At 60.6% G+C, this 13,074-nt stretch carries 13 protein-coding genes; 8 read left to right on the top strand and 5 right to left on the bottom strand.

Features of this window, described 5'->3' with window-relative positions; all coding sequences use genetic code 11:
- Nucleotides 1–25: 25 nt before the first annotated feature.
- Nucleotides 26–664, top strand: coding sequence for a cation transporter (locus ACYQ54_RS17355; RefSeq protein ID WP_460084505.1), 639 nt, complete (start codon nucleotides 26–28; stop codon nucleotides 662–664).
- Between the two features lie 22 nt (nucleotides 665–686).
- Here ACYQ54_RS17355 and ACYQ54_RS17350 read toward each other — a convergent pair whose 3' ends face one another.
- From ACYQ54_RS17350 to ACYQ54_RS17340, 3 genes are all read right to left on the bottom strand, one after another.
- The gene (locus tag ACYQ54_RS17350) at nucleotides 687–1,640 is read right to left on the bottom strand and encodes a metallophosphoesterase (RefSeq protein ID WP_460084503.1); all 954 of its coding nucleotides are present in this window, start codon (nucleotides 1,638–1,640) and stop codon (nucleotides 687–689) included.
- Nucleotides 1,641–1,813: 173 nt separating this feature from the next.
- Nucleotides 1,814–2,047 (bottom strand): hypothetical protein, encoded by a 234-nt coding sequence (locus ACYQ54_RS17345; protein WP_460084500.1) that lies wholly within the window; start codon nucleotides 2,045–2,047, stop codon nucleotides 1,814–1,816.
- Between the two features lie 119 nt (nucleotides 2,048–2,166).
- Nucleotides 2,167–2,571 carry a serine/threonine protein kinase gene (locus tag ACYQ54_RS17340; RefSeq protein WP_460084497.1) on the bottom strand — a complete coding sequence of 135 codons (405 nt, stop codon included), beginning with the start codon at nucleotides 2,569–2,571 and terminating at the stop codon, nucleotides 2,167–2,169.
- Between the two features lie 124 nt (nucleotides 2,572–2,695).
- On the opposite strand from ACYQ54_RS17340, the gene ACYQ54_RS17335 reads away from it, so the two are divergent.
- The gene (locus ACYQ54_RS17335; RefSeq protein WP_460084496.1) at nucleotides 2,696–3,205 is read left to right on the top strand and encodes a GNAT family N-acetyltransferase; all 510 of its coding nucleotides are present in this window, start codon (nucleotides 2,696–2,698) and stop codon (nucleotides 3,203–3,205) included.
- On the opposite strand, the gene ACYQ54_RS17330 is transcribed toward ACYQ54_RS17335, so the two are convergent.
- Both ACYQ54_RS17330 and fsa read right to left on the bottom strand, forming a co-directional pair.
- Nucleotides 3,202–4,161 carry a tyrosine recombinase XerC gene (locus ACYQ54_RS17330; RefSeq protein ID WP_460084493.1) on the bottom strand — a complete coding sequence of 320 codons (960 nt, stop codon included), beginning with the start codon at nucleotides 4,159–4,161 and terminating at the stop codon, nucleotides 3,202–3,204. The two genes, ACYQ54_RS17335 and ACYQ54_RS17330, sit on opposite strands and share 4 nt — an antisense overlap.
- Before the next feature lie 207 nt (nucleotides 4,162–4,368).
- The gene (gene fsa, locus ACYQ54_RS17325; RefSeq protein WP_460084491.1) at nucleotides 4,369–5,022 is read right to left on the bottom strand and encodes a fructose-6-phosphate aldolase; all 654 of its coding nucleotides are present in this window, start codon (nucleotides 5,020–5,022) and stop codon (nucleotides 4,369–4,371) included.
- Between the two features lie 277 nt (nucleotides 5,023–5,299).
- On the opposite strand from fsa, the gene ACYQ54_RS17320 reads away from it, so the two are divergent.
- The 6 genes from ACYQ54_RS17320 (at nucleotide 5,300) to ACYQ54_RS17295 (ending at nucleotide 13,035) form a co-directional block, all read left to right on the top strand.
- A complete protein-coding gene (locus ACYQ54_RS17320) occupies nucleotides 5,300–7,495 on the top strand; it encodes a primosomal protein N' (protein WP_460084488.1) in 2,196 nt (731 codons plus the stop codon).
- Between the two features lie 584 nt (nucleotides 7,496–8,079).
- A complete protein-coding gene (locus ACYQ54_RS17315) occupies nucleotides 8,080–8,640 on the top strand; it encodes a F0F1 ATP synthase subunit delta (RefSeq protein WP_022998997.1) in 561 nt (186 codons plus the stop codon).
- Nucleotides 8,640–10,169, top strand: a complete 1,530-nt coding sequence (gene atpA / locus ACYQ54_RS17310) for a F0F1 ATP synthase subunit alpha (RefSeq protein ID WP_460084486.1) — start codon at nucleotides 8,640–8,642, stop codon at nucleotides 10,167–10,169. Before ACYQ54_RS17315 ends, atpA begins: the two co-directional genes overlap by 1 nt.
- Nucleotides 10,170–10,200: 31 nt before the next feature.
- A complete protein-coding gene (locus ACYQ54_RS17305; RefSeq protein WP_460084484.1) occupies nucleotides 10,201–11,085 on the top strand; it encodes a F0F1 ATP synthase subunit gamma in 885 nt (294 codons plus the stop codon).
- Nucleotides 11,086–11,110: 25 nt separating this feature from the next.
- The gene (gene atpD / locus ACYQ54_RS17300; RefSeq protein WP_460084482.1) at nucleotides 11,111–12,535 is read left to right on the top strand and encodes a F0F1 ATP synthase subunit beta; all 1,425 of its coding nucleotides are present in this window, start codon (nucleotides 11,111–11,113) and stop codon (nucleotides 12,533–12,535) included.
- Nucleotides 12,536–12,627: 92 nt separating this feature from the next.
- Nucleotides 12,628–13,035 carry a F0F1 ATP synthase subunit epsilon gene (locus ACYQ54_RS17295; RefSeq protein WP_460084479.1) on the top strand — a complete coding sequence of 136 codons (408 nt, stop codon included), beginning with the start codon at nucleotides 12,628–12,630 and terminating at the stop codon, nucleotides 13,033–13,035.
- Nucleotides 13,036–13,074: the final 39 nt, after the last annotated feature.

The following is a 13,074-nucleotide window of genomic DNA, read 5'->3' as shown; positions in this document are numbered from 1 at the left end:
AAGCGACTCGAACAAGGAGTGAAACATGGGTGCCTGTTGCGGACATTCCCACGGAACCTTTGACGGAATGTCGAAGGACTATCGCCGCCGGCTCTGGCTGGTGATTGCGCTGAACGGTGGCATGTTCATTGTCGAGATGATCGCCGGCCAGGCGGCCGGTTCCAAGGCGCTGCAGGCCGATGCGCTCGATTTCTTCGGCGACGCGGTCACCTACGGCATTTCTCTGGCCGTGATCGGCGCATCGCTGAAGACCCGGGCACTGGCAGCGCTCGCGAAAGGGACCAGCCTGTTTCTGATGGGCATCTGGGTGGCGGCAACCACCCTTTACCAGGTGTTCGTGCTCGGTGTGCCGCAGGCGGCGGTGATGGGTTCCATCGGGTTTCTGGCGCTGGCCGTGAACCTTGCCAGTGTCCTTCTACTGGTCCGCTACAAGGATGGTGATGCCAATGTGCGCTCCGTCTGGCTGTGCTCGCGCAACGATGCCATCGGCAATGTCGCCGTCATGCTGGCGGCCGCCGGCGTATGGGGCACCGCCAGCGCCTGGCCGGACCTGATTGTCGCTGGTCTGATGGCAGGCCTCTTCGTCAGTTCCTCCATCCAGATCCTGAGACAGGCGATCCGGGAATACCGTCACAAGACGGAGCATGAAATGGCGGCGGAATAAACCGCGCTGCCGAAGAACGGCCTCAAACGGTGGTGCCTCCCAGATGCACCACCGTTATTTCTGGCGGTACACCGAAGCGGACCGGCAGGATCGAGCAGCCAAGACCTCCGGAAACAATCAGATGGCGGGGGTCCGTTTCAAGGCCCAAGTGCCTTGCGAGCTTCGTGCCTTCCGTTTCGACGATGTGGCCATAGGCGTAGCTTTTGACGCTACGTTTGGGAAAGGCCGGCTTGTAACCGAAACAATTGACCTGCCCGCCATGAGTGTGTCCGCTGAGCGTGAGACTGACGCGGCCCGGCACCTCGCGGATGATGTCGGGCTCATGTGCCATCAAAAGCACGGGTGCGTCGTCTGTCACCTGGGCGAGCGTACCGGTCAGGTCATCGAGCCCCTTCCAGCGACGCCGCTTGATCTTGCTGTGCGGTCTGAGTGCAAGCTGGTCGTCAATGCCGGCAAGCCAGAAAGCCTGGCCATCCTTCTCGATCCGTTTTGCCCTGTTCTGGTAAAGGGGAATTCCGGCGTTCAGCAGAGCCTGACCGTATTTTGTCGGTCCGCCACCGGTCAGCTGTGCATCAGTGTCGTCCCACCAGTCATGATTGCCGAGAATGGCATGGGTGCCGAGCGGGGCCGAGAGGTCACCGAAGATATCCGCCCAGGCCTGCGGCGGGATCGGGTCATATTGCCATTTGTGACTGGCCACATAGTCGCCCAGCATCAGGATGATATCCGGCTTCAGTGCGTTGGTCTGCCGGACGATGGATCTTACCCGCTCAAGTCCCATCCAGGGATCGCAGATATGCGGGTCGGCGATCAGGGCGGCTTTCAGCTTCAGATCGCTGGGCCATCGTGGTGGTGCCAGGCGATAGTGTTTCAGGCTGAGCCGGAACGGCTCAACGCCGATTGCGTAGGCGGGGGCGGAAACGGCGCCCAGCATGGCGATGCCACAGGTTTGCAGGAAACGGCGTCTGGAAATCATGAGACTGTATCAACCGGTTCTTCAGGATAATCCCGAGTGAACCGGGCCAATGAGGCGGGGATGCGGCCCGATGGAGGCAGGTATCAGCAGATTTCGTGCAGAATGCATCTGGCCGAAAAAAAGCCCGCTGCACAGCAGCGGGACTTGGTATGGAGCTTGTTTGCCGGCAGGGGTCAGTCCGACACGACCTCGCCCGTGGTCGGCTGAATAACGGTCTCGGTCACAATCGCATCGCTGAGATCGTTGGTGGCGATCGCCACATCGGAGCCTGTGTCCGGCAGGACAGGCATTTCCGCAACCGTCATCTGTTTGGATTGGGCGGTCTTGTTCCAGCTGCACGCAGCGGCCGGTGCAATTGCAAACGCGGTTACGGCAAGGGCCGCGATGCCGGTGCTCAATAGGCGCATGTTACCTCTCCGTCCGTTGGCCTGCGCTACAATTGCGCAGTCTTACGTAGGGTAAGGGAAATCGCGGTCCTGACAAGGAAAAAGCGAGAGCTGATTGTTGTCGCAGTTTTCCGAGGCGGTTATTTGCGCTGAAGATTATAGGTGTTTTCGGTTCGCGGTTCGGACAGATCGTTGACGACGTTTATCACGTGAACATCCAGTAACTCTCCAAAGGCCCGCAATGTCAGTTGCTTGCTGCTCAAAAAGCCGATCAGCAGTACCTGGATGGCACCGTCGGAGCGCATTTCCGCTTTGGTCCAGCCCCACTTGCAATCCCGTGGGATGCACGAGGTAAAGGCGCGCACACGTACGTGGACCGCTTCATTCTCGCAACGGCTTTCCACCTCGACGCGCGAGATTTCCTTTGGTTTGGCATTCGGATGAACCCAGATGCCGTCTTCGGGAAGCGGACAATAGACGCGCTGCGCCAGCGAGGGCGCGGCGGACATGAGAAGAAGACTGACTGCGAGCAGCATCAGACGCATTCGTTATCTCCCGGCGAAACAGGATCTCCCAACAACCTAACCGTTTGTGTTGAAACCGGCTACAACGGAGTTGAAGCTGTCACGGGATTCGGCCGAAATTTCCAGCAAACAACAGAGACTTATCATGCAATCACTCGAAACTCCGCGGTTTCGTCTGCGCTTGCCGGAAGCGACGGATTTTCCCGTTTACCGGACATTCTACGGGGACGGCGAGGCTTCGCGCTTTTATGGCGGTCCCATGCGCGCGGACATGGCGTGGCGGGTGCTGGCAAGCCACCTCGGCCACTGGCAGCTTCGCGGTTACGGCATGTGGGCTATCGAGCCGAAAGCGGGAGGAGACATATTGGGCGGTTGCGGGTTCGTCTGGCCGGAAGGCTGGCCAAGGCGGGAATTGACCTGGTGGCTGATGCCGCAGGCACGCGGCACAGGTGCGGCGGTCGAAGTCTCGCAGGTCGCAATTCGCCATGCTTACGAAATGTATGGCTGGCCTCTGGTCGAAACGCATATGAAGGACGACAACGAGGCAGCGAAGGGGTTGGTGCGCAAACTTGGCGGTGAGCCGATTGCACGTGAGGGGTTTCCTGATGGCAATGAGCGGACTGTCTACGGATTTCCGAAACCTGACCGACCTTAGCGACGCGGATGAGCCTTGTCATAAGCTGACAGGAGGTGGGCGCTGTCGATTTCCGTATAGATCTGTGTCGAGGCGAGGCTGGCGTGGCCGAGCAGTTCCTGGATCGTTCTGAGATCGCCGCCGCCGGCCAGCAGATGCGTGGCAAAGGAGTGGCGCAATGCGTGCGGGGTTGCGCTGTCCGGCAGGCCCAGTGCGCCTCGCAAGCGCACCATGGCCAATTGGATCATGCGCGGGTTGAGCGGCCCGCCGCGAGCGCCGAGAAAAAGCGGCCCCTCGGGCGAAATCGCATAGGGGCAGAGCTTCAGGTAGTGCTCCACCGCCTGACAGACCGCAGGCAGGATCGGCACGATGCGTTCCTTGCCGCCCTTGCCGACGACCCGAAGGGTTTTTGTTCCACTTTTGGGGGCCATGGACCCGGTCAGCGACAGCGCTTCGGAAATGCGCAAGCCGCAGCCGTAGAGCAGCGTCAGGACAGCAGCATTGCGGGCTTCCAGCCAGGGTTCTTTTTCCATCGCCAGCTCACCGCTGGTCACGTCGATGGCATCCTTGGACGAGACGGGTTTGGGCAGGGAGCGGGCCTGTCGCGGTGGCCGCACGGCGGAAGACGCCGCCGCGTTCACTTCACCGCGCCGCTCGAGAAATCTGAGGAAGGAGCGGATCCCGGCAAGGCCGCGGGCAAGAGAGCGGCTCTGCACGCCGTCGCGGCGGCGATTGGCCAGGAAGCCCCGGAAGTCGGCCGGGCGGAGCGCTGCTATTTCCTTGAGGTCCGGAGCTCCGCCCAGATGGTTGGTCAGGAAGCGCAGGAATTGCCGCAGGTCGCGCTCATAGGCAAGCAGTGTCTTGTCGGAAAGGCGCCGCTCGTCGGAAAGATGGTCGAGCCATTGGTCTATGCGCCGGTTGAGTTCCGGCCGGGCGGTGACGAGCAACGATTCGGATTTGGAGGATGCGGCACACATGGTGTCACCTTGGCGCCAGATCCCCAACGGTTCCGTTAACGTGGCGCCGGATTGTGCAATTTCTTTTCCATCGGCAACCACTGTCGTTCAGGAACACGACGACATCAGGCTCACCGGCGCGGTCCTGCCAGGCGGGATGCTGCCCTGATGTTCAAACAAAAACGGCCCGGAAAGCCGGGCCGTTCGCTTGTTCTGACAGAACAGGGATCAGAGAATGCTCTGACCGGTCTTGGCCCAGTCGGCCAGGAAGGCTTCCAGGCCCTTGTCGGTCAGCGGGTGCTTGACCAGCGCCTTCAGGGTTGCCGGCGGTACGGTTGCCACGTCGGCACCGATGATGGCGCAATCCTTGACGTGGTTCGGCGTACGGATCGAAGCGGCCAGAATTTCCGTATCGAAGCCGTAGTTGTCGTAGATCACGCGAATTTCGCGGATCAGTTCCAGTCCGTCGGCATGAATGTCATCCAGACGGCCGATGAACGGCGAGATGTAGGTTGCGCCCGCCTTGGCGGCGAGCAGGGCCTGGTTGGCCGAGAAGCACAGGGTGACGTTGGTCTTGGTGCCTTCTTCGGTCAGCAGCTTGCACGCTTTCAGTCCATCGAACGTCAGCGGCAGCTTGACGACCACGTTGTTGGCAATCGCGCTGAGAACGTGTGCTTCCTTGATCATGGTGTCGAAGTCGGTCGCGGCTACTTCGGCGGAAACATCGCCTTCGGTGATGGCGCAGATCTCGGCGATAACTTCCTTGAAGTCCCGGCCGGACTTTGCGATGAGCGACGGGTTGGTGGTCACGCCGTCAAGAAGGCCGGTGGCTTCCAGTTCCTTGATCTCAGCCGTGTCGGCCGTATCGACGAAGAATTTCATCTGTCTTTACTCCCTTTAGGGCTACCGGACCGTCGCCGGAAACCTGGTCCCGGCTTGCGGGACAAAACGATTGCGTGGTCAGCTGGGCTCTCTTTACCCTAGGATGATGACAAGAAGAACCCCTGATTCTCCGGTGGACGAATTTTTTGCGGTACGTACCTCAAGAATGGCGGGGCTTGATCCAGGGAACCGGACGGGCAATGTCCTGCGAGGGGCCGGACAGTGCTCGACACATGGGTCCGTGCCCGTTCGCGGAGCGATGAGGACCTGACGCCAAGTGTTGTTCGACGATCCAGACTTCCAGGAAACGATTGCCAGCGTGCTGGTGCCGGTCGCAGTCGCAGGGGCCTATACCTACAAGGTGCCTGCCGGAAAGTCCGTGGTTCCGGGCACCATCGTCAAGGTGCCGCTCGGCCCGCGAGAGGTGATTGGCGCGGTCTGGGATATCGAACCGGACGCGGCCATCAATCCCAAGAAACTGAAGACCATTTCCCATGTCTACGACACGACGCCGCCGCTTGACGACGATTTGCGCCGGTTCGTCGACTGGGTGGCGAACTGGACACTTGGCGCGCCGGGTATGGTACTGCGCATGGTCCTGCGATCCGAAGACGCGCTGGAGCCGGAGCCGCCCGTTCCCGGTGTTCGCCGTATCGAAGGGGCCGAGCCGGAGCGCCTGACGCCGGCGCGAGCACGCGTTCTGGCGACAATGGAAGACGGCTTTGCCTGGACCAAGAGCGGCCTTGCCCACGCTGCTGGCGTGTCCGCGTCCGTCATCGATGGCCTGCTTCAGCAAAATGTCCTCGAGACTGTCATGATGCCGGCGGCGCCGCCGCCGCCGAAACCGCAGCTGGACTATGCGCAAAAGCCGCTGACCCCTGCGCAGCAGGCTGCAGCAGACGGTTTGACAGCCTGTTTCGGAAAGGGCAGTGCCGTTGCCCTGATTGACGGCGTTACCGGATCGGGCAAGACCGAAGTCTATTTCGAGGCCATTGCCGAAGCCCTGCGGCGGGGTAAGCAGGCCCTGGTGCTGCTGCCCGAAATCGCCCTGACCGAGCAGTTCCTGCGGCGCTTCGAACAACGCTTCGGTGTCTATCCGGCCGAATGGCACTCGCAGATCACGGTCAAGAACCGCTCGCGGGTGTGGCGCGGCGTGGCCTCGGGAGATGTCCGGGTTGTCATTGGTGCGCGCTCTTCCCTGTTTCTGCCGTTCAGGGAACTCGGCCTGATCATCGTTGATGAAGAGCATGACGCAGCCTTCAAGCAGGACGACCGGGTGCCCTACAGCGCCCGCGACATGGCAGTGGTCCGCGGCCATCTCTCCGGCTTTCCCGTCGTTCTGGCTTCGGCAACGCCGTCGGTCGAAAGCATCGTCAATGCGGAAGTCGGCCGCTACAAGCTGTTCGAGCTGCCCGAACGGGCTTCCGGTGCCGCCCTGCCGGACCTCACGGCCATCGACATGCGCCAGGACGGGCCGGAGCGGGGACGCTGGCTGGCACCGGCGCTTGTCCACGGTATTGCCGATACCTTTGCCGAGGGCGGCCAGTCCCTTTTGTTCCTCAACCGGCGCGGTTATGCGCCGCTGACCCTTTGCCGCACGTGCGGCCACCGCTTTCAATGCGCCCATTGCAGTGCCTGGCTGGTGGAACACCGGTTTCAGAAAAAGCTCGTCTGCCACCACTGCGGCCATGTCGAGCCGGTCCCCAAGGCCTGCCCATCCTGTCAGTCGGTAGACAGTCTTGTCGCCTGCGGGCCTGGCGTGGAAAGAATCGCCGAAGAGGTCTCGGAACGATTTCCGCAGGCGAGGGTGCTGGTGCTTTCGTCCGATATCGCCGGCGGACCGGACCGGCTGAAGCGGGAAATGAAGATTGTCGAGGAGGGCGGGGCCGACATCGTCATCGGCACGCAGCTTGTCGCCAAGGGACATAACTTCCCGCTGATGAAGCTGGTCGGCGTGGTGGATGCGGATCTGGGCCTGGCTCATGGTGACCCGCGAGCGGCGGAAAAAACCTTTCAGCTTCTCGCCCAGGTGACTGGCCGTGCGGGCCGCGTGACCGGAGGTGGCAAAGGCTATCTGCAAACCTACAATGCGGATCATCCGGTCATCAGGGCATTGCTCTCCAGCGACAAGAAGGCGTTCTACCAGGCAGAGATCGAGGCACGGCGCGTGGCGGGACTGCCGCCGTTCGGGCGCCTTGCCGCTGTTATCGTCTCCGGTCCGGACAGGGGATTCGCGGAAGGCTTCTCACGGGCTCTTGCCCGCGCTGCACCGCCCGATCAGGCCGTCATGCTGCTTGGCCCGGCGGAAGCCGCGCTTGCGATGGTTCGCGGACGCTACCGGTTCCGCCTGCTTGCGATGGCTCCCCGCCAGTACGACCTGCAAACCTATCTGCGCCATTGGCTGAGCATCGGCCCCAAGCCCTCAAAGGGCCTGCGCTTGCAGGTGGACATCGACCCGCAGCATTTCCTTTAGGTTCCCGACGCCGCAATCAGTAAAGCGTCGACCGCGCATGTTCCCTGAGGCGGAGAGAATCGGTCGCAGCCACGGAACCTGCCATGTGCCTCCTTTCCCTTTGCGTTCAAAACACCGCTACGACCGAACTGGCCGTCGGTGCGAGGCGCTCATTCAGCCTTAAATGAAGGATTGTCGGCGGGATGGTGCCTGTCGCCGGCTGCCGGTTTTGACGCAGGGAAGGAGAGAGGATGTCGGGCCGTCTGCGCGCCTGCGGCAAAAACGCCCTCCGGTCCTGCCCCTTGAACCCTTTTGGAACGGCCTTTCTGGCTGCTCTGCGGAAAACCGTCTAAAGGTTTATGACAGGGCGTAGACGTTGATCCGAAAGGGTTTTTATCAGCCTTTGACAAAAAACACCGAGGAATCGGCAATAACAGTCTTTAGGCGAAGTTGCACACTGGGAAACCCTGTGCTAATTGAGGCGCGGCTTTGGGGGCAGCGGTTTAACCGTCATACCTTCTGACCTTGAAATCATTCATTTTTTCAATGCTTTGCGGGCGCTTGCCGTTTCGCGGGCATGAAAAACGTCAGAGAGCACGGACCTGGTGACTGACAACGTATCTCTCGTATCCGGCGTGGCACAGCGTTATGCGTCCGCCCTTCTCGACCTCGCCGAAGGCGAAGGTGTAACGGCTGACGTGGAGCGGGATCTGACAGCTTTCGAAGGCATGCTTGCCGAAAGCGAAGATCTCGTCCGTCTCGTGAAAAGCCCGGTATTCAGTGTGGAGGAGCAGCTTGCAGCGCTTACCGCACTTCTCGACAAGGCAGGCATCAAAGGCCTGGCTGCTAATTTCGTGAAGCTGGCAGCCCGTAACCGGCGCCTCTTCGTTCTTCCCGGCATGATCAAGGCATTCCGCACCCTGCTTGCGCAAAAGCGTGGTGAGGAAACGGCTGAGGTAACCTCCGCAGCTGCTCTTTCCGACGATCATGTCGCTGCCCTGAAAGAAGCTCTTTCGGCTTCCACGGGCAAATCTGTAAACATCGTGGCAAAGGTTGATCCTGCCCTGATCGGTGGCCTCGTGGTCAAGGTCGGCTCCCGCATGATCGACACGTCGCTGCGTACCAAGCTCAATTCACTCAAGTTCGCGATGAAAGAGGTCGGCTGATGGATATTCGGGCCGCGGAAATCTCCGCAATCCTCAAGGACCAGATCAAGAGCTTTGGCCAGGAAGCCGAAGTTTCTGAAGTCGGTCAGGTGCTCTCCGTCGGTGACGGTATCGCCCGTGTTTATGGTCTGGACAAGGTCCAGGCTGGTGAAATGGTCGAATTCCCGGGTGGTATCAAGGGCATGGCCCTGAACCTGGAAACCGACAACGTTGGTGTCGTTATCTTCGGCTCCGACCGTGACATTAAAGAAGGCGACACCGTCAAGCGGACCGGCGCCATCGTGGAAGTGCCGGTTGGCAAGGGCCTTCTGGGCCGCGTCGTTGACCCGCTCGGCAACCCGATCGACGGCAAGGGCCCGATCGAGGCAACCGAAAAGCGCCGCGTGGACGTCAAGGCTCCTGGCATTCTGCCGCGCAAGTCCGTGCACGAGCCGATGTCTACCGGCCTGAAAGCCATCGACGCCCTGATCCCGGTTGGCCGTGGTCAGCGCGAGCTGGTGATCGGTGACCGCCAGACCGGCAAGACCGCGATCATTCTCGACACCTTCCTGAACCAGAAGCCGCTGCATGCTTCTGACGACGAAGACGCCAAGCTGTACTGCATCTATGTTGCGGTCGGCCAGAAGCGCTCCACCGTCGCTCAGTTCGTGAAGACCCTGGAAGATGCCGGCGCGCTGGAATACTCCATCGTTGTTGCCGCGACCGCTTCCGATGCTGCTCCGCTGCAGTTCCTGGCACCGTTTGCCGGCTGCGCGATGGGCGAGTTCTTCCGCGACAACTCCATGCACGCCGTGATCGGTTACGACGATCTGACCAAACAGGCCGTTGCTTATCGTCAGATGTCCCTGCTGCTCCGTCGTCCGCCGGGACGTGAAGCATTCCCGGGCGACGTTTTCTACCTGCACTCCCGTCTGCTGGAACGTGCGGCGAAGCTCAACGAAGACCATGGCCGTGGCTCTCTGACCGCTCTGCCGGTCATCGAAACCCAGGGCAACGACGTGTCCGCGTTCATTCCGACCAACGTGATCTCGATCACCGACGGTCAGATCTTCCTGGAAACGGACCTGTTCTATCAGGGTATCCGTCCGGCCGTGAACGTCGGTCTGTCGGTGTCCCGCGTGGGCTCTTCCGCTCAGATCAAGGCGATGAAGCAGGTTGCCGGCCCGATTAAGGGTGAACTGGCTCAGTACCGCGAAATGGCGGCCTTTGCCCAGTTCGGCTCCGACCTCGACGCCACGACCCAGCGCCTCCTGAACCGCGGCGCGCGTCTGACCGAACTTCTGAAGCAGCCGCAGTTCTCGCCGCTGAAGACCGAAGAACAGGTTGCAGTCATCTATGCCGGCGTGAACGGCTACCTGGATGCAATCGCGGTCAACCGTGTGAAGGACTTCGAAGAAGGCCTGCTTCTGTTCCTTCGTGGCGAGCACAAAGCGTTGCTCGATGCCATCTGGGAGAAGAAGGCACTCGACGACGAGCTGACCGGCAAGCTGAAAGCTGCCATCGACGCGTTCGCCAAGAACTTCGCTTAAGACCACGCCGGGATAAGGAGCAGGGGCGGCCATGCCGAGCCTGAAGGACTTACGAAACCGCATCGCTTCCGTTAAGGCGACGCAGAAAATCACCAAGGCCATGCAAATGGTGGCCGCGGCGAAGCTGCGTCGTGCTCAGGAAGCTGCGGAGGCCGCACGCCCCTATGCGGAACGCATGGGTGCGGTGCTGGCCAACCTCGCTGTGGCCTTCGAGGGGCGCGACGACGCTCCGAAGCTCATGTCCGGCACCGGCAATGACCAGGTTCATCTCCTGGTCGTAGCGACTGCCGAACGCGGGCTGTGTGGGGGCTTCAACACCAACATTGCCAAGCTTGCGCGTGAAAAAGCGCGCAGCTTGATGAAGCAGGGCAAGACGGTCAAGATCATCTGTGTCGGCAAGAAGGGCTACGACGCCCTGAAGCGTGAGCTGGGCCAGCACATCATCAAGACAATCGACCTGCGCAGTGTTAAGAATGTCGGCTTCAACAACGCGGACGAAATCGGCCGCGAAGTGCTCTCCATGTACGACAATGGCGAGTTCGACGTTTGCACGCTGTTCTATTCGACTTTCAAATCCGTGATCGCGCAGGAGCCGACCGCCAAGCAGCTGATCCCGGCCCATTTCGAGGCTGGCAGTTCTGACGAAGGCGCAGGTGCCAACGCGGTTTACGAATATGAACCGGAAGAGACAGAGATCCTTGCGGATCTGCTGCCGCGCAACATCTCCGTTCAGATTTTCCGGGCACTTCTGGAAAATGCTGCGTCTGAACAGGGTGCTCGTATGTCCGCAATGGACAACGCGACCCGCAACGCCGGCGAGATGATCGACAAACTGACGATCAACTACAACCGCCAGCGCCAGGCTCAGATTACGACGGAACTGATTGAAATTATCTCGGGCGCGGAAGCGCTCTAACGGGATCGAGACGAGGATTAGGGATATGGCTGACAAAAAGGTCGGACGGATCACCCAGGTCATCGGCGCCGTTGTCGACGTCAAGTTCGATGACCACCTGCCGTTGATCCTGAACGCTCTTGAAGTTGACAACCAGGGCACACGTCTTGTGCTCGAAGTTGCTCAGCACCTTGGCGAAAACACGGTACGTACCATCGCGATGGACTCCACCGAGGGTCTGGTGCGCGGTCAGGAAGTTGTCGACACCGATGCACCGATCGTGGTGCCGGTTGGCGACGGCACCCTGGGCCGCATCATGAACGTGATTGGTGAGCCGGTTGACGAAGCCGGTGAGATCCCGCACGAAAGCAAGCGTGCGATCCACCAGGAAGCTCCGACGTTCATCGAACAGTCCACCGAAGCTGAAATCCTTGTAACGGGCATCAAGGTCGTCGACCTTCTGGCTCCGTACGCAAAGGGCGGTAAGATCGGCCTGTTCGGCGGTGCCGGCGTGGGCAAGACCGTTCTCATCATGGAACTGATCAACAACGTCGCGAAGGCGCACGGCGGTTACTCCGTGTTTGCTGGCGTGGGCGAGCGTACCCGTGAAGGCAACGACCTTTACTGGGAAATGATCGAATCCGGCGTGAACAAGGAAGGCGGCGGAGAAGGCTCCAAGGCTGCTCTGGTTTACGGCCAGATGAACGAGCCCCCGGGAGCCCGCGCACGTGTTGCTCTGACCGGTCTGACCGTTGCTGAACACTTCCGTGACCAGGGCCAGGACGTGCTGTTCTTCGTGGACAACATCTTCCGCTTTACCCAGGCAGGTTCCGAAGTGTCCGCACTTCTCGGCCGTATCCCGTCCGCTGTGGGCTACCAGCCGACGCTGGCCACCGACATGGGCGGCATGCAGGAGCGCATCACCACCACCAACAAGGGCTCGATCACGTCCGTGCAGGCCGTGTACGTTCCGGCCGATGACTTGACCGATCCGGCACCGGCTTCGACCTTTGCTCACCTGGACGCAACGACGGTTCTCAACCGTTCGATCGCTGAAAAAGGCATCTATCCGGCTGTGGATCCGCTGGACTCCACGTCTCGTATGCTGGATGCCCGCATCATCGGTGAAGAGCACTACGAAACGGCTCGTGCAGTCCAGGTTACGCTGCAGCGCTACAAGGCTCTGCAGGACATCATCGCCATCCTGGGCATGGACGAACTGTCTGAAGAAGACAAGCTCACCGTTGCCCGCGCCCGTAAGATCGAGCGCTTCCTGTCCCAGCCGTTCTTCGTGGCTGAAGTCTTCACCGGTTCTCCGGGCAAGCTGGTTGCTCTCGAAGACACCATCAAGGGCTTCAAGGGTCTGGTCGAAGGCGAATACGACCACCTGCCGGAAGCAGCTTTCTACATGGTTGGCTCCATTGACGAAGCCATCGAGAAAGCACAGCGCCTGGCTGCTGAAGCCGCTTAATCGGCGAATTGACCGGACGCCCGTCTCGGGCGTCCGTCTTCTTCATGCATGATGGCTTGCCATCAGAATCTGACTGACAAGGAAGACGCCAAATGGCTGAACTTTTCCAGTTTGAGTTGGTCTCGCCGGAGCGCCAGCTCCTCTCCGAACAGGTCGCCGAGGTTGTTGTACCGGGCGCCGAAGGCGAGTTTGGCGTTCTGAAGAACCATGCCCCGTTCATCTCCACCATCCTGCCGGGCATCCTGAAGGTGCGCAGCGAAGCTGGTGGCTGGGACGAGTACTTCGTCCGTGGTGGTTTTGCCGATGTTGCAGCAGGCGGCCTGACCGTTCTGGCTGAACAGGCCGTTCCGGTTGGCGAAATCAGCCGCGAGCAGCTCGATCAGGCGATCCAGAACGCGCAGGAAGATGTTTCCGACGCCAAGGACGACGCCTCCCGGCAGAAAGCCGAGATGACACTGGCTCAGCTCAAGGACGTTGCTGAGGCCCTTACCAAGGCCTGATACGTGTCCCCAAGCTTCTATTGAGAACGCGGTCCGGAA

The sequence above is a fragment of the Roseibium sp. LAB1 genome, from assembly GCF_054658235.1.
Note: the sequence above shows the minus strand (reverse complement) of the source record. Positions and strands in the feature narration are given on the sequence as shown.